Here is a 17,388-nt window from a genome sequence, read left to right on the forward strand (position 1 = left end):
GCTCCGATGGAGCCTTTTTACTTTCCGTTCTTCTTTTTTTCTTTTCCGCGAGCAGATTTACTTCAAAGCTGAACGCAAACTTTGCGCACTGTGTAAAGGAATCGCAAAGCGATACGCCACATCGCGTAGAGCTTCCACCTGAGCCGCGTTACTGATTGCTAATTCGCCTGCCACATCGACGTGGTTATTCTCAAACCCCACTCTCACATCGAATCCAAGTAACATCGCACTCGCTAAACAGTCTTGCTCTCGCGCGCCAAAAGCACAAATGGCACATCGAATTTCTTCCTCGACAAAACGCGCCAAATTCAAACCTCGTAAATCCCATGGCGAAGACTGTTGAGCTTGGTGATAACGCCCTAACACCACTAATGCATGCTGATGCGTTTTAGGTAACACGCCCGCATCACGCAGTTGGAAATAACGTTCAATGTCGGTTGCATCGTAGAGAATAATTTGGCTCACGATGTTGTTTTCTGCCACCCAATGGAAAAAGGCATACCCTTCTTTCTCACTTGCTCGATCAGGGATTAACTCCCTCAATGCGAAAGAAGCCGCTTCTGGTTTCACAGCTTTAACTAACGCCATCTGTTGTGGCGGAGAATACAAGCCCACCGCCTCTGTGGTGAGCTGTACCATCATGTTTTGTCCCACCGCTTCTTTCACGGCATAGTAAATTGCCATGTTGTCGTCGATGTCTAATGAATGACGTCCGTTGGCGTCTCTAGCATGTAAATGGATCATGGCAGCCCCTGCCGTTTGACAAGCGATAGCCTCTGCAACCAGTTCGTCTTTTGTCATGGGTAAGCTGGCGTGATCGTGCTTAGTTTTTCTTGCACCGTTTGGGGCCACGATAATAGCGATAGGCTCTCGTATACATCGATTTTCTAATTCCATTCCTTCGCTACCTCTTTTAGCGTTAATGAGAGTTTGCCAACTAGCTCATCAATATGGTGAGGCTGAATAATGAATGGCGGTGCAAGCAAGATATGGTGCCCATTAACGCCATCAATCGTTCCGCCCATTGGGTAGCACATTAAGCCATTTTCCATTGCTTGCTGTTTGATGCGTTTGTCTGCCAATGTGGCTTTACTCAGAGGCGCCTTGCTTTCTTTATCCGCCACCAGCTCAATGCCAAAAAATAAGCCTTTACCACGAATGTCGCCAATGTACGGTAAATGGGCCAATTCAGAAGTAAGCTCATTACGCAGCAAAGCACTTTGCTGATTCACCGCCGTTAATAAATCATCTTGGAAGATGGTTTGAATGGTTGCCACGGCAGCAGCGCACGCCACAGGGTGCGCCATAAAGGTATGGCCATGTTGGAAAAAACCGCTTCCACCGGCAATAGCTTGGTAGACTCGATCATTCGCAACCACCGCGCCAATAGGTTGATAACCCGCACCAAGCCCTTTAGCCATACACACCAGATCGGGTTCTGCCTCTTCTTGCTCAAATGCAAAAAAACTACCACTGCGTCCAACGCCACACATGACTTCATCCAAGATCAATAACACATCGTATTGGTCGCATATTTCGCGAATACGTTTGAAGTAACCTTGAGTCGCAGGCACAGCTCCAGCGGTGGCTCCCACAATGGGCTCAGCGACAAAAGCCATGACATTCTCAGCCCCCAACTCAAGAATTTTTGCCTCTAGTTCATTCGCCGCTCGCAATGAGTAATCCAATTCCGACTCATGACTCTGCTGACAACGATAAGCATAGCAAGGGGCAATGTGATGACTCGGATGCAAGATAGGTTTGAACGGTTCACGTCGCCATTCATTACCACCGACCGCCAGAGCTCCCAACGTATTGCCGTGATAACTTTGCTGACGCGCAATGAATTGCTTCTTCTCTGGCTTACCTGATTCCACAAAATACTGCCGCGCCATTTTTAGTGCCGACTCCACCGCTTCTGATCCGCCACTGACTAAATACACATGGTTGAACTGCTCAGGCATATGCTGACAAATCAATTCCGCTAGTCGCTCACTGCTGTCACTAGTAAAAAATCCAGTATGAGCAAACGGCACTCGCTCGAGCTGTTCCAACATAGCTTTTTTAACGGCTTGATGACTGTGGCCAAGGTTTGATACCGCAGCGCCGCCACAAGCATCGAGATACTGTTTCCCTTGTTTATCGAATAGATAAACACCTTCACCTTTATCGATGATTGGCAACGTGGCATGGCAATGACGGTGAAATACGTAAGACATTTGAGTCCCTTCCAATGTGTAAGATTTGCACACATCATCAGGAACAACCCCAAATGCGACAAGGGAATAAATTTCATCCACCATGAGCTTTTGGAATACCACAATCCAAAAACACTAAAACCCTTGATATTTAAACAATAAAATAAAAATAGGCCAGCTTTTTTAAAGGCTGACCTATGGGTAACCCAAAGCTAAAAACAGAATCGTTTTACGCGTTTAGTGCCTGTTCTAAATCGGCTAGAATATCGTCAATATGTTCAATACCCACCGATAAACGAATCATCTCTGGAGACACACCAGCTTGTTTTTGTTCTGCTTCGCTCAATTGACGATGAGTCGTCGATGCAGGATGGCAAGCCAATGATTTTGCATCGCCAATGTTCACCAAACGCTTAAAGATTTTCAAAGCATCATAAAAACGCACACCAGCGTCATAACCATCTTTTAAACCAAACGACAAAATCGCAGAAGGCTTACCTTTCATGTATTTTTCGGCGAGATGGAAGTGTTCAGAACTTGGCAATCCGGCATAACTTACCCAACTGACTTTGTCATTCTGTTCCAAGAATTCAGCCACTTTGAGTGTGTTCTCGGTATGGCGCTCCATACGCAGCGGTAACGTTTCTAGCCCTTGCATAAGCATAAATGCATTCATCGGTGATAATGCGGCTCCGGTATTACGCAGTGGTACGGTACGCGCACGCCCGATAAATGCCGCCTCACCAAACGCTTCGGTATACACCACGCCGTGGTAAGAAGGTTCTGGTTGGTTGAAAACAGGAAAGCGGTCTTTGTGCTGCGCCCAAGGGAATTTACCTGAATCCACAATCACGCCACCCAATGTGGTGCCATGCCCACCAACGTATTTAGTGAGAGAGTGAACTACGATATCCGCACCGAACTCGATGGGTTTGCACAGCACTGGCGTCGCGACGGTGTTATCCACAATCACAGGCACGCCTTGTGCGTGAGCAAGCTCCGCCACACGTTCTAAATCGATGATATTACCTGCAGGGTTACCAATGCTCTCGCAGTACACCGCTTTGGTATTTTCATCAATTAACTCGGCCAAACTTTCTGGCTTGTCATCTTTAGCAAACTTCACCTGAATACCCTGATTTGGCAGCATGTGCGCAAACAAGGTATAAGTACCGCCATAAAGTTGCGGCGTAGAAACGATGTTATCGCCCGCTTGCGCTAAGGTCAGAATCGCATAGTTAATCGCTGCACTCCCCGCACTCACGACCAATCCAGCAATGCCGCCTTCTAACGCCGCCATGCGTTTTTCCAGAACATCGTTAGTCGGATTCATGATGCGAGTGTAGATATTCCCCGGCACTTCCAAGTTAAACAGATCAGCGCCGTGCTGCGCGTTGTCAAACTCGTACGCGACTGTTTGATAAATCGGTGTCGCGACAGATTTGGTGGTCGGGTCAGTTTCGTAACCAAAATGGATGGATAGCGTTTCGTCTTTCATGTTCTTCCCTGTCTTTCATCACTCAAATAGCGGCAAGCAAAGCACTTACCTTGCTTATAAAACTTATATTGCCCAATTTTTCAACAAATAACGTAGGGATAAATCACAGAGATAAAACGCTAATTCAACTGTCCAAGTAACCAGTGACGAAACGTTTCTGTCGCATTCGTACGTGTGTTCATGATCAAGTAATACCCTGCATTGGCAGGAATCGGTTTGAATGGAGAAACCAAACGCTCTGTCGTCAATTCATCCTCAATCAATGCCATTCGAGCCATCGCAATCCCAACGCCAGCTTCGGCTGCAGACATCGCCATATCCGTTCGATTAAAAAAGTGTCCGACATCGGTTTTAAAATCCAACCCCATCGCTGACGCCCAATATAGCCACTCATAGTCACGCGTCGCTTTTTCCCATGGCATCGCATCGTGTAGTAGCGTCGCCTCTTGCCATTGCTTCACTGGCATTGAGTTTTTTTGCTCACCAAACAACGTTTTTAGCCAGCCATGATCCTCAAGGTATTTTGGACTCATCACCGGTAGCAGATGCTCATCCAAAATCAGCTCCGCGTTAGCATTTCTATAAGGATGAAGACCATAGTCAATTGCGACGTCATAGTCTTTTATCTCACTATTTACCAGCGCACCTTCCGCAAAGATTTGTACTTGGATATCCGGATTATCATGATGGAAGCTTTCGAGCTTTGGGACTAACCATTTGAAAGCAAAAGAAGGCGTCAACTTCAAACGAATTTCATTGGTTTGCTTTTCTACTTTGAGCTCATCAAGCAATTTGCTCAGTTCCGAAAAGTGAAACTGCGTCGCTTGGTGTAACTGAGTGCCTTTTACGGTTAAACGAATACCGCGAGAGTGGCGTTCAAATAAAGTAAAACCTAATAACGCTTCCAAATGAATAATTTGTTGGCTTATGGCACCAGTGGTGAGGTGTAAATGTCTTGCGGCACCAGTAAAGCTACTGTACTCCGCGACTTGGCTAAATAGGCACAAACCACTTATCAGATTACTTTTCATCCTTGAGCCTATAGTTTTTCTAAACACTGTGTGTAATTTATATCGATTGTTAATAAAAGGTAAAGAAAAGAAACTGAGCACTCTGATAAATGTGTGGAGTGCATCAATGGAAGTCATCGTATTAGGCAGCGGCGTTATCGGCTTAACCTCTGCTTGGTATTTATCTCAAGCAGGCTATCAAGTTACCGTCATTGACCGCCAACCAAGCAGTGCCATGGAAACGAGCTTCGCCAATGCCGGGCAGATCTCGTATGGCTATTCTTCGCCTTGGGCTGCGCCTGGTGTTCCTGTTAAAGCCATTAAGTGGTTAATGGAAGAGCATGCTCCACTTAAAATCAAACCCACTCTGAATGCCGACATGATCCGCTGGGCGAGTAAAATGGTCGCGAACTGCACCCTACCTCGCTATCAAGTTAACAAGGCTCGCATGCTTTCGATCGCTAACCACAGCCGTATTTGCTTAGAACAGTTACGCCAAGAACACGCCATTGAGTATCAAGGACGTCAGTTTGGGACCTTGCAAGTATTCCGAACACATCAACAGCTGCAAGCTATTGAAAAGGACATGCAGCTCCTTGAACAAAGCGGAACCCGATTTAAGCTAATGGACGTCGAACAATGTATTGAACAAGAGCCAGGGCTTGCACTTGTGAAAGACAAACTGGTTGGTGGCTTGCATCTACCTGATGACGAAACGGGCGATTGCCATCAATTTTGCCAACAACTAACGGAGCTTGCTAAGGCACACGGTGTCCGATTTGAGTTCGATACTGAAGTAAGCAATTGGGTTACAGTAGGCAAAAAGATCATAGGTGTCCAAACGAACCGAGGACAATTTAAAGCAGACCAATATGTAGTGGCCTCTGGCAGCTACTCTACAGCGCTACTCAAGCAACTCGATATTGATATTCCGGTCTACCCTGTCAAAGGCTATTCACTCACCATCCCGATGGAAGATGAACACTTCTCTCCTCGATCTACTGTGATGGATGAAACCTATAAAGTCGCTATGACTCGATTTGATGACAGAATTCGCGTAGCTGGCACCGCAGAATTAGCAGGGTTTGATACTTCCCTTCCACAAAAGCGCAAAAACACTATCGAAATGGTCATCCGTGATCTTTTTCCTCGTTGTGGTGACTTCAGCCAAGCTGAGTTTTGGAGCGGCTTTAGGCCAATGACGCCTGATGGCACACCAATTATCGGCGCGACTAAATACGATAACCTTTTTACTAACACCGGACACGGAACTCTGGGTTGGACGATGGCTTGTGGTTCAGGTCAATTGCTAGCAAGCGTAATGAAAGGTGAAAAAACAAAAGTGATGGATAATGCGGAGCTTAACCTTTGTCGTTACGCCTGAGGACATGACTGAACAAAAAACAGGCAGACACTTACTCCACAAAATGCATAACCACTGGCATTTTTAACTCATCAAAATCGCAGCACATTTAAATGACAATGTGCTGCATAATTAATCATCAGGCAAATCTTCTACCTAAAAGGAGCAAATAAGCAACAAGAACCAAATTTTAACAACTACTCTCCATTCTGTGTTCATCATCACGCTACAAAGGATTTGTAGCTAAAAAAGTTAACAATTGCATTACATAAAGGGTAATGTATTGTGTGAAAAACAACCACAAACACAACTAACAGGGAAAATACTCATGCAGTCATTAGTTGATTTTCTGAATGGAATTATTTGGAGCCCGGTACTGATCTATTTGTGCCTTGGCGCAGGTTTGTTCTATTCAATCATGACGCGTTTTGTACAAATTCGTCACTTCTTTGAGATGTGGCGCTTATTACTTTCAGGGAAGAGTTCAACAAAAGGGATATCATCATTTCAGGCACTTGCCGTTTCACTGTCTGGCCGTGTAGGTACAGGTAACATTGCTGGTGTTGCTGCTGCTATCGGTTTCGGTGGCCCAGGCGCCGTATTCTGGATGTGGGTCGTAGCCTTCTTTGGCGCTGCAACCGCATACGCAGAATCAACACTTGCACAAATTTATAAAGAAGAAGACGAAGGCGAGTTCCGTGGTGGCCCTGCTTACTATATTGAGAAAGCAATGGGACAAAAATGGTACGCTTGGATCTTTGCTATCGCGACCATCTTTGCTTGTGGTGTTCTACTTCCTGGCGTTCAATCGAACAGTATCGGTAACGCAGTAGAAGCCGCATTTGGCTCAGGTGACATGATTGAAACCGCTATTGGTACCTTCAGTTTTGCTAAAATTTTCACTGGTACGGTTGTTTGTGTCATTTTGGCTTTCATCATTTTTGGTGGCGTAAAGCGTATCGCGAACTTTACCCAAGTCGTTGTGCCATTTATGGCGTTAGCTTACATCATTACTGCGTTTGTCATCATCCTTCTAAACATTGGTGAGGTTCCACGCATTTTCGGCATGATCATTGGTGACGCGTTCACACCAATGGCAGGCGTTGGTGCGGCAATCGGCTGGGGTGTAAAACGTGGTGTCTACTCCAACGAAGCAGGTCAAGGTACTGGTCCTCACGCAGCAGCAGCAGCGAGTGTTGATCACCCAGCTCAGCAAGGTCTTGTTCAATCTTTCTCTATTTACATCGATACACTACTTGTGTGTTCAGCAACCGCGTTCATGATTCTTATCACTGGCGCGTACAACGTAAATGGTGCGATTGAAGGTACATTCCTGGTTCAAAACCTACCAGCGGATATTGGTGCAAATGGTCCTGTGTTTACACAGATGGCGATCGAAAGCGCACTACCTGGCGTGGGTAAACCATTCATCGCAATCGCTCTATTCTTCTTCGCGTTTACGACCATTCTGGCTTACTACTACATTGCAGAAACGAACATTGCTTACATTCGTCGTACGTTCAAAGTAAATGGACTGATGTTTATTCTGAAAGTCATCATTATTTCATCCGTGTTCTACGGAACCGTGAAAACCGCCAACTTAGCATGGGCGATGGGTGATGTAGGCGTAGGACTGATGGCGTGGCTAAACATCATCGGTATTTTGATCATCTTCTTTATGTCGAAGCCTGCACTCAAAGCACTGAACGACTACGAAGAGCAACAAAAACGTGGTGTGACCGATTTTACATTTAACCCTGTTGCACTGGGCATTAAAGGCGCAGATTACTGGGAAGATAAGTACCGACGTAAAACGGGTAAAGCACCAACGGCAGACAGCAATAGCGCAGAAACTGTTGAGCAACCATCAACATAGCGTTATCACATAAATAAGAAAAAGCAGTGGTCCGATTGAGGACATAAAAAAGGGGGATTAACCAATGGTTAATCCCCCTTTCTTCATTATGAGTAGCAGCTTAGGCGATAACCGCTTCAACTTTACGAGCGATTTTTGCTTTACCTACAGGTAACACTTCACGACCAAATTCGTTGTTCAGTACTTGTGCCATTGCGAAGTAAATTGCACTTGCGCCACAGAAGATACCCTCGAAGCCAGCGATAGCACCGATCACTTCGCTACCAGTGAAATCACGAGCAGCAAGCAAGAAGAACAGGATAGTTAGAGAACCAAATACCACTTGCTTCGCTGTTGGGTAACATAGAGAACCAATGAACATGAAACCAGTGAAGATGCCCCAAAGCGCTAGGTACCAACCCATAAAGCTTGCAGGGCTTGCAGGAAGCCCCATGTGAGGCATTACGATTAGACCAACCAATGTTAGCCAAAATAGACCGTAAGAAGTAAACGCAGTTGTGCCGAACGTATCACCGCGTTTAAAACACATGATGCCAACGATTACTTGGCTAAGGCCACCGTAAAAGATGCCCATCGCTAGAATCATAGAGTCAATTGGGAAAAATCCTGCATTATGAATATTGAGCAGAATAGTGGTCATACCGAAACCCATTAGACCTAGCGGTGCTGGGTTAGCCAGTTTTGTCGACATGTACAAATACCTTTTTTCAAAAATGTTGATAAAAAATGCGCGCGAATTTTAATGGGCTCCAGAACAAAAGAGAAAAGCTGTTATTGAAAACTTAGATTCCATAAATAAACCACTACATATATAAAAAAAGACCCTGCAAAAAAGCAGAGTCTTTATAGATGGTTAGGTTGTTTTTTACTCGATCACTGACAAGAAATCTCGTCCCAGAACCAGTTGCTTTGCGTTGGGCTTTCCCACACTCCTGGGCCATTTTTCGCAACAAAACATTTGTTTTGGTACGTCACTTTATCGCCGTTAGCGACTTGCGTTACACCCGGCTCCCACTGAATAAAATTGCCTGTCACTGGTGGTTCTGGCTCGGTTACTGGCGGCTCAGGTTCTGTGACGGGCGGCTCTGGCTCAGTCACCGGTGGTTCAGGTTCCGTTGTAGGCGGCTCCGTAGGAGTGCCTGAAACCAGCTTCCACGGGTCTCCTTTCGTTGGCTCATTACCTTGTGACCACCATTTCGCTTCGTAAACAGCACCTTGGTAAGAAACTTGATCACCCGTGTTATATACTTTGCCAGAATCCCAAGCTGCCACACCACCTACAGGCGGATCGACCGGATCCACTGGGTCTAACTTGTCAACTACACGAACTTCTGGCCAACCCGCATGAGATTGGTAGAAGTTAGTTACACATTTCTCATAGTCACCCGCAACTAGCGCAGAGTAAGCCGTTTGGAAACCAACAAGTTCACATTCAAAAGAGTGGCCTCCCGGACGATCTGAGTAGTATTTCCAGTTCCCATCCCAGTTGGTGTACAACACGTCTGTCGCACCATTCAGATTTAAGCTGCCGTAAGGCGTCTGCTGCCAACAGGTATTGGTCTCATCGGCTTCAATTGGAATTTGATAATGAGCGGCAAGTCCTTCCCAATAGCGAATACGGTTAACAGGTTGACCTTTATCTTTGTTTTGCTCTCCACACTCAATACCACCATTGATCACGTTGATGGTGGTACCAAAGCCGTAACCAATGCCAGCATCAAGCTCACGCTGTGAAGGCACCCAAGTACGGTCAATCACATGTAGCATTGCAGGTTTCGGTGCTTGTGGGGTTAGGAAGAACCAGATAGCCGATGCTAAGTTCAGCCACGAATCCGCAACCAAGCCTGGATTTTTCAGCAATACAGATGCATCGCCATCAAACATCACTTCAGAGAACGCGCCATAGTTAAAATGGTAAGAAAGCTGCTTTGCACCACGTCCAAAGTAACCTTGTCCAGACTCACATGGCCAGCGTTTGTTTTGCCAGTCATTTTGACCACAACCTGTTGTGTAACCTTCTTGCCCTTCAGACCATCCCATTTCTCGCACATGAACCAAAGCTTGCTGCCACTCTTCCAACCCTAGCGGATTATCCGATACGTTATCAATCGAAATATGGCCACCGGTTTCTTGTGCAAAGTGAGCAAACGCTGTCACGATCGATTTTTTACAAATTGCATCCGAATCACGACCGTCTGTGTACTCTCCACAGAATGCAGGGAACTTACCAATTGCACGTAGGAAACGCGTGTAAGTGTATTCAGGTGCCGCCATTTGAGTCAGGAAGTCCCACTCACTTTCGGGGAATACACGCTCTACACGCTTCACGTTTTCTGGGTTGGTTGTCGCCCCTGGAACAATCGCTTCAACCACTGAGTTCGGGCGTGTCTCTAATGCTTGTGACCAAATGGCATACATAGGATCAGAAGTTTTGCTTTGCTCTACGGCTTGAACGTCACCACGAGCAATAACATAACCATTCGGATTTTGCGGATCGGGCTGAATATTCATACTCGCATTCACTTGTGCTGCTAAGACACAACTCAATGCAAGAGGAAGATGTTTGAGTGCAAACATGTCTAGTCTCCGGATTTCAACAATACAATATACGAGGAATAACTAGACATATAGTGGATCATATATACGAAACACCGAGCCAAGTACGTTGATTCTGCGAGACAAAATGAATAAATAGGTCCTCACACACATTTTGTCACAAGAAAAATGTTACCTTGACTCAAAAGAAAAGCGGAGACCCTGTGAGCCTCCGCTTTGTGATGTTTCTCTCTTTATTGTTCTGCCGAAACCACCTCTAGCTTCGCGGTTGACTTTTGTTTAGACAGCACAAAATAAACCACACACTGAGAAATAATTGCGGCAAGCACAATCACTGGTGAGGCGTTGATTCCAGCTAAAAGAAAACACCCCAATGCGATCATTCCATTGAGTAATGCGTAAGGCAATTGTGTACGGAAGTGCTCATACTGTTCACACCCCGCTCCTGTCGACGACAAAATCGTAGTTTCAGAGATGGGAGAACAGTGATCACCAAACAAGCCACCAGATAATACCGCACCAATACAAACCAACAGTGGCGCATCAATCGCGACGGCAGTTGGGATCACTAATGGCATCATGATGGCAAACGTCCCCCAAGATGATCCCGTAGCGAATGAGATAACACCAGCAAGCAAAAAGGCGACTGCTGGCAATAACCAGTAAGGGAAACCGGCTTGAGCTTGTTCAGCGATGTATGCAGCTGCACCTAATTCTTTCCCAACCGAGCTAAGCGTCCAAGCCAATACCAGAATCACCGCCACTGACATCATGTTTGACATCCCTTTCAGATAAACCTGAATACCATCCGAAAGCTTTCTTACGCCATAAAACGCCATCAGCGCAATTAAAGTGAAGGCCGCGAAGAAATATGCAGAAGAAAGTGCAGCCCTAAACGTTGATCCTGCCACTTTTTGAAATGGAAAACCGTGTGGCACGAGGATGGTACATAGAACCACCAGCATAACGAGCAAAGGCGCCCATACAAAACTGGATTTTGCATTTTTATGCATAAACACATTCATAGACTCCTGTACTTTCCCAAAGTCGGAGCCCTGTTCTGCTAACTGCTCAGCCTTCGCCATCGGTCCGAAATCTAATTTGAAGAAAGAGACAATCGGCACAATCGCGATCGCAAGAAAGGCGTAAAACTGATACGGGATCGCGCCAATGAAAGCATCCCAATCACTCATACTGACATTCAGGGCAGTAAACTCTTTTTGAATCAATCCCATGATGTAAACGCCCCATCCGATAAAAGGGATCAAGATTGCGACGGGAGAGGAAGTAGAGTCGATAATAAAAGCTAATTTTTGGCGTGATACTTTTAACTTATCAAATAAAGGGCGAAAAACAGGACCAACAATCAACGGTGTACCAAGGTCAGAGAAGAAAATAACCACACCACCGAACCATGCGGACAGTTGAGCTTGGCACTTACTCGCCACCCATTGAGTGACCTTTTTAGCAAACGCCACACCACCGCCAGATTTCTCCATCAAGGCAACAAAGCCACCAATAAAGACCAAGAGCAAAATGACGCCCGCATTGTAGCTGTCAGTTAATTGCGGCAGTAGATAGCTTTTCATCAATGCACTAAACGAGTCTAGTGGCCCTTTTTCGACAAATGTCCCTTCGAGCATAGCGACACCACTCACCACACCCGCGAATAAACCAACAACGACATTTCTTGTGGTCAGCGCGAGGAAAAGAGTAATAAGGATGGGAATGAGAGAGGTAACGTCAGCCTGTTCCATAGCAATACCATTTATGATAATCAAACAATTAAAGTGAATATATATTTAATTTAACCGCATGTATATATCTCTCACGAAAAAGTTGAGCCACCTCTTCACAAACTTGAAGTACAAAAAAACCAGCCCGAAGGCTGGTTCTTATAAACTCAACTGTCTAGAGGAAAATTATTCCCACTCGATAGTCGCTGGTGGCTTACCTGAAATGTCGTAAACAACACGAGAAATGCCATCAACTTCGTTGATAATACGGTTAGAAACCTTACCTAGGAAGTCGTATGGTAGGTGTGCCCAATGAGCAGTCATGAAGTCGATAGTTTCTACCGCACGTAGAGACACAACCCAATCGTACTTACGGCCATCGCCCATTACACCAACAGAACGAACTGGTAGGAATACCGTGAACGCTTGAGATACTTTGTCATATAGGTCTGCAGCGTGAAGCTCTTCAATAAAGATAGCATCAGCACGGCGTAGCAAGTCGCAGTACTCTTTCTTGATTTCACCAAGAACACGAACACCTAGACCAGGACCTGGGAATGGGTGGCGGTAAAGCATGTTATAAGGCAGGCCTAGCTCTAGACCAATCTTACGTACTTCATCTTTGAACAACTCACGTAGTGGCTCAACAAGACCCATTTCCATGTCATCTGGAAGACCGCCCACGTTGTGGTGCGATTTGATCACGTGCGCTTTACCAGTCTTAGATGCAGCTGACTCGATTACATCAGGGTAAATCGTACCTTGAGCTAGCCATTTCGCGTTTTTCAGCTTCTTAGACTCTTCATCGAATACATCTACGAATACGTGACCGATAGTCTTACGCTTCTCTTCTGGGTCAGACTTGCCTTCAAGTGCTTTTAGGAAGCGTTCTTCAGCGTCAACTTTGATGATGTTCAAACCAAATTGGTCGCCGAACATATCCATTACTTGTTGACCTTCGTTTAGACGCAGTAGACCGTTATCAACAAATACACACGTTAGCTTGTCGCCGATTGCACGGTGAACCAGCATCGCAACTACCGATGAATCAACACCACCAGATAGACCTAGGATAACTTCGTCGTCACCCACTTGCTCTTTAATGCGAGCAACCGCGTCTTCGATGATAGATTCCGAAGTCCATAGACGCTCACAGCCACATACGCCAAGAACAAAGTTCTCAAGCATTTGTAGGCCACCTTTTGTGTGTGTCACTTCTGGGTGGAACTGAACACCGTAGTATTTCTTCTCTTCGTTCGCCATCGCAGCGTAAGGACAAGTGTCTGTCTCACCAACTTTTACGAAATCGGCTGGGATCTCTACTACTTTGTCGCCATGGCTCATCCAAACGTCTTGAGTTGCTTCAAGGTCTTTAAATAGAGCACATTCACCAGAAACTTTAACCTGAGCGTAGCCAAACTCACGTTCGTTAGAGCCCGCTACTTTGCCTCCTAACTGTTCCGCCATGGTTTGCATGCCGTAACATACGCCAAGCAAAGGAACACCAGAATCAAACACATATTGAGGCGCGCGTGGAGAGTTCTCTTCCGTTACGCTTTCTGGACCGCCAGATAGGATAATGCCATCTGGGTTGAATTCGCGAATATCCGCTTCTTCTACATCCCAGCTCCATAGTTCACAGTAAACGCCGATTTCACGTACGCGGCGTGCTACTAATTGAGTGTACTGAGAACCGAAGTCCAAGATCAGAATACGTTGGTCATGGATATTTTTAGTCATTTTGAGCAGTCTTTTTAAGGCTAAGTGATTAAAACCGAGGCGAGTGTACTCGCCTCTTCTTAATGCTTCAAGGAAAAAGCAAACGTTTCCGTTAGGTAATTAGTTCCCTAGACGGTAGTTCGGCGCTTCCTTAGTAATTTGAACATCGTGTACATGAGACTCTTGCATACCTGCACCAGAGATACGTACAAATTCAGCTTTCGTACGCATATCTTCGATAGTTGCAGAACCAGTTAGACCCATGCTTGAACGTAGACCACCCATTTGTTGGTGTACGATCTCTTTTAGACGGCCTTTGTATGCGATACGACCTTCAATGCCTTCTGGTACTAGCTTGTCCGCTGCGTTGTCAGACTGGAAGTAACGGTCAGAAGAACCTTGAGACATAGCACCAAGAGAACCCATGCCGCGGTAAGACTTGTAAGAACGGCCATTGTATAGAATCACTTCACCCGGCGCTTCTTCAGTACCAGCAAACATAGAACCAACCATCACACATGATGCGCCAGCTACGATTGCTTTACAGATATCACCTGAGAAACGGATACCACCGTCAGCAATAACCGGAATACCATAATCATTAGCCACTTCTGCCGCATCTGCGATTGCAGTGATTTGTGGAACTCCCACACCCGTTACAATACGAGTTGTACAGATAGAACCAGGGCCGATACCAACTTTCACTGCGCTTACGCCAGCTTCGATTAGTGCTTTAGCACCAGCACCTGTTGCTACGTTACCACCGATGATGTCTAGATCTGGGTAAGCAGCGCGAGTTTCGCGGATGCGGTTTAGTACACCTTCAGAATGTCCGTGTGAAGAGTCGATAAGTAGAATGTCAACGCCTGCTTCAACTAGAGCAGCAACACGCTCTTCGTTACCAGCGCCAGCACCAACGGCTGCGCCAACACGTAGGCGACCACGCTCATCTTTACATGCGTTTGGTTTACGTTCTGCTTTGTGGAAGTCTTTCGCAGTAATCATACCGGTTAGTTGGAACTCATCATTCACAACCAATACTTTCTCTACACGAGCTTCATGCATTTTCTCTTGCACTTCTTCTCGTGTTGCACCTTCTTTAACTGCTGCCAACTTCTCTTTTGGCGTCATTACTGAAGATACTTTCTTAGAAAGGTCCGTCACAAAACGAACGTCACGACCAGTGATAATACCAACAAGCTCATTGCTCTCAGTGACAACAGGGAAACCTGCAAAACCATGCTTTTCAGTGAGTACAACAACATCAGCGATGGTCGCGTCAGGGTTTACAGTAACCGCGTCAGTTACCATACCAGCTTCGAACTTCTTAACTTTACGAACTTCGGCTGCCTGCTGCTCAATAGACATGTTCTTGTGGATAAAGCCAATGCCACCCTCTTGCGCTAGCGCAATTGCTAGACGAGCTTCAGTAACAGTGTCCATAGACGCTGAAATCATTGGGATGTTTAGGGTGATGTTCTTAGTTAGCTGAGTGCGAAGATCAGCTGTGTTTGGGAGAACGGTGGAGTGTGCTGGCACAAGTAGTACGTCATCGAATGTCAGCGCTTCTTTGGCAATTCTTAGCATTTGCAATATCTCACAATTAGAGGAGTAAAAAGAACAATCCAATCTCATCGTTTCGCATAATGAGGGTAACCTGCGTTAGCAACAAGCTACATTTGGATTAGATATTGCGGAGGGATTATACGGTTAACGCAATCGCTTGACCACAAATTTTTTAATTTTTTTCTTGCAATTACCCCCTTGCTATGTATTATATTGCCGCTAATTTCCATACTCACGTCTAAGAGATTAGCTGTGCTCTCCAAGACCAATCAAAACATCTTTACTGTTTCTCGTCTCAACGCGGAAGTTCGTTTACTCCTTGAAAACGAAATGGGGATCGTTTGGCTCGTCGGAGAGATATCCAACTTTTCAGCTCCTGTCTCTGGTCACTGGTACCTCACTCTTAAAGACTCTCGCGCTCAAGTTAAATGTGCCATGTTTCGTGGTAACAATCGCCGCGTTACTTTCAAACCCGCTAACGGTAATCAAGTCCTAGTAAAAGCTCGTCTGTCTCTTTATGAGCCTCGCGGTGACTACCAATTGATCATCGAAAGCATGCAACCGGAAGGTGATGGCCGTCTTCAACAAGAGTTTGAAGAGCTGAAAATGAAGCTTGCAGCAGAAGGGTTGTTCGCGCAAATCAATAAGCAATCTTTGCCTGAGCACCCTAAACGTGTTGGCGTCATCACATCGAAAACTGGTGCCGCGCTTTACGATATCTTAGACGTATTGAAACGTCGTGATCCTTCCCTACCTGTTGTGATTTATCCGACAGTGGTACAAGGTGAGGACGCAGCCATTCAAATTGCACAAGCCATTGGTCGCGCTAACAGCCGTGATGAATGTGATGTACTAATTGTGGGCCGAGGTGGTGGTTCATTAGAAGACTTATGGTGCTTTAACAACGAGATATTAGCTCGCACGATTGCAGCAAGCCAAATTCCTATTATTAGCGCCGTTGGACATGAAGTTGACGTGACAATAGCTGATTTTGTCGCCGACGTACGCGCGCCTACTCCATCAGCAGCCGCTGAGCTAGTAAGCCGTGATAACAGCCACAAAGATCAAGCTTTAGTTACCCGCCAGCATAAGTTAGCGAGCGCGATGCGTTACTACCTAGCACAACAAAAGCAGCAATCTGCTCAATTAGTGCACCGTCTAGAGAGACAGCACCCAAGCTATCGCTTGCAACGTCAGACGCAACAGTTAGATGAGTTGGACATGCGCTTACAGCGAGCGATGAGTCGTTTTATTGCCTTGCGTCAACAGCGAATCGAGCGTCAACATTATCGGCTGCAATTAAATTCTCCTGTAACACGCCTTGCCGAGCAGAAGTCGAAGCTAGAACGTGTTGAGCAAAAGCTCATGGATGCAATGGATCGCAAATTACTGACTATGCGCCATCAACTCGCGATTGCCGCAGAAAAGTTGGACACCGTCAGCCCACTAGCGACATTGAAACGAGGTTACTCAATTACTCAAACTGAGCAAGGTAAAGTAATTACGCAATCTTCAGATGTAAAGTCGGGAGATGTATTGATTACCCGGTTAGCCGAAGGCGACGTTCGTTCTACCGTTAACTGAATACAAACTCTGGTTAACTGACTTTCTGGAACTCAAATCGGACACGTGATTTTGATTTGAGTTCATTACACACATTACAAAAGTAACTCGCAGCACCGCATGCTTGCAGCTTCTCCAGCTCCGCCTCACAATCAGGGCAAAAACCTACTTTTTTAAAATCCGATTCACACTGTGCACAATGGTATTGTCCTGTCCATTCCAGTTCGACATTGCAAGTCGGGCAAATGTTCTGCTGCATATCCCGTTCCTCTCTCTAAACTAAGCAATTTCGAGTAACGCATG

Annotated in this window: 13 protein-coding genes; 3 read left to right on the forward strand and 10 right to left on the reverse strand. The window is 45.8% G+C overall.

What is annotated here, in order from left to right:
* Positions 1-57 precede the first annotated feature (57 nt).
* The 4 genes from R7E29_RS00960 to R7E29_RS00975 form a co-directional block, all read right to left on the reverse strand.
* Positions 58-897, reverse strand: coding sequence for a 3-keto-5-aminohexanoate cleavage protein (locus tag R7E29_RS00960; protein WP_042521187.1), 840 nt, complete (start codon positions 895-897; stop codon positions 58-60).
* Positions 888-2,219 carry an aspartate aminotransferase family protein gene (locus R7E29_RS00965; RefSeq protein ID WP_042521241.1) on the reverse strand — a complete coding sequence of 444 codons (1,332 nt, stop codon included), beginning with the start codon at positions 2,217-2,219 and terminating at the stop codon, positions 888-890. Before R7E29_RS00965 ends, R7E29_RS00960 begins: the two co-directional genes overlap by 10 nt.
* 208 nt (positions 2,220-2,427) lie before the next feature.
* On the reverse strand, positions 2,428-3,696 hold the full coding sequence (locus tag R7E29_RS00970) for an O-acetylhomoserine aminocarboxypropyltransferase/cysteine synthase family protein (RefSeq protein ID WP_005381677.1): 1,269 nt from the start codon (positions 3,694-3,696) through the stop codon (positions 2,428-2,430).
* Between the two features lie 119 nt (positions 3,697-3,815).
* Positions 3,816-4,727, reverse strand: coding sequence for a LysR substrate-binding domain-containing protein (locus R7E29_RS00975; RefSeq protein WP_042521185.1), 912 nt, complete (start codon positions 4,725-4,727; stop codon positions 3,816-3,818).
* 106 nt (positions 4,728-4,833) lie between these two features.
* On the opposite strand from R7E29_RS00975, the gene R7E29_RS00980 reads away from it, so the two are divergent.
* Both R7E29_RS00980 and R7E29_RS00985 read left to right on the forward strand, forming a co-directional pair.
* Positions 4,834-6,090 (forward strand): D-amino acid dehydrogenase, encoded by a 1,257-nt coding sequence (locus R7E29_RS00980; protein ID WP_042521183.1) that lies wholly within the window; start codon positions 4,834-4,836, stop codon positions 6,088-6,090.
* Between the two features lie 307 nt (positions 6,091-6,397).
* Positions 6,398-7,945 (forward strand): alanine/glycine:cation symporter family protein, encoded by a 1,548-nt coding sequence (locus tag R7E29_RS00985; protein WP_005381681.1) that lies wholly within the window; start codon positions 6,398-6,400, stop codon positions 7,943-7,945.
* 100 nt (positions 7,946-8,045) lie between these two features.
* Here the strand turns inward: R7E29_RS00985 and R7E29_RS00990 are convergent, their stop codons facing one another.
* The 5 genes from R7E29_RS00990 to guaB all read right to left on the reverse strand — a co-directional run bounded on the left by R7E29_RS00990 (position 8,046) and on the right by guaB (position 15,543).
* On the reverse strand, positions 8,046-8,636 hold the full coding sequence (locus R7E29_RS00990; protein WP_005381682.1) for an acetate uptake transporter: 591 nt from the start codon (positions 8,634-8,636) through the stop codon (positions 8,046-8,048).
* Between the two features lie 182 nt (positions 8,637-8,818).
* Positions 8,819-10,522 (reverse strand): chitinase, encoded by a 1,704-nt coding sequence (locus R7E29_RS00995; protein WP_042521182.1) that lies wholly within the window; start codon positions 10,520-10,522, stop codon positions 8,819-8,821.
* A 212-nt stretch (positions 10,523-10,734) separates the two neighbouring features.
* On the reverse strand, positions 10,735-12,258 hold the full coding sequence (locus R7E29_RS01000; RefSeq protein ID WP_017635710.1) for a Na+/H+ antiporter NhaC family protein: 1,524 nt from the start codon (positions 12,256-12,258) through the stop codon (positions 10,735-10,737).
* Between the two features lie 165 nt (positions 12,259-12,423).
* Positions 12,424-13,977 (reverse strand): glutamine-hydrolyzing GMP synthase, encoded by a 1,554-nt coding sequence (guaA, locus tag R7E29_RS01005; protein ID WP_005383721.1) that lies wholly within the window; start codon positions 13,975-13,977, stop codon positions 12,424-12,426.
* A 99-nt stretch (positions 13,978-14,076) separates the two neighbouring features.
* A complete protein-coding gene (guaB, locus tag R7E29_RS01010; RefSeq protein ID WP_054576942.1) occupies positions 14,077-15,543 on the reverse strand; it encodes an IMP dehydrogenase in 1,467 nt (488 codons plus the stop codon).
* A 231-nt stretch (positions 15,544-15,774) separates the two neighbouring features.
* Between guaB and xseA the strand changes: the two genes are divergently transcribed.
* Positions 15,775-17,106 (forward strand): exodeoxyribonuclease VII large subunit, encoded by a 1,332-nt coding sequence (xseA, locus tag R7E29_RS01015; RefSeq protein ID WP_017633909.1) that lies wholly within the window; start codon positions 15,775-15,777, stop codon positions 17,104-17,106.
* A gap of 13 nt (positions 17,107-17,119) precedes the next feature.
* On the opposite strand, the gene R7E29_RS01020 is transcribed toward xseA, so the two are convergent.
* Entirely contained in the window at positions 17,120-17,344 is a 225-nt protein-coding gene (locus tag R7E29_RS01020) for a zinc ribbon domain-containing protein (RefSeq protein ID WP_005381691.1), read from the reverse strand.
* Between the last annotated feature and the right edge of the window lie 44 nt (positions 17,345-17,388).

This window comes from Vibrio sp. Vb1729, assembly GCF_033338655.1.
Classification (GTDB): Bacteria; Pseudomonadota; Gammaproteobacteria; order Enterobacterales; family Vibrionaceae; genus Vibrio; species Vibrio alginolyticus.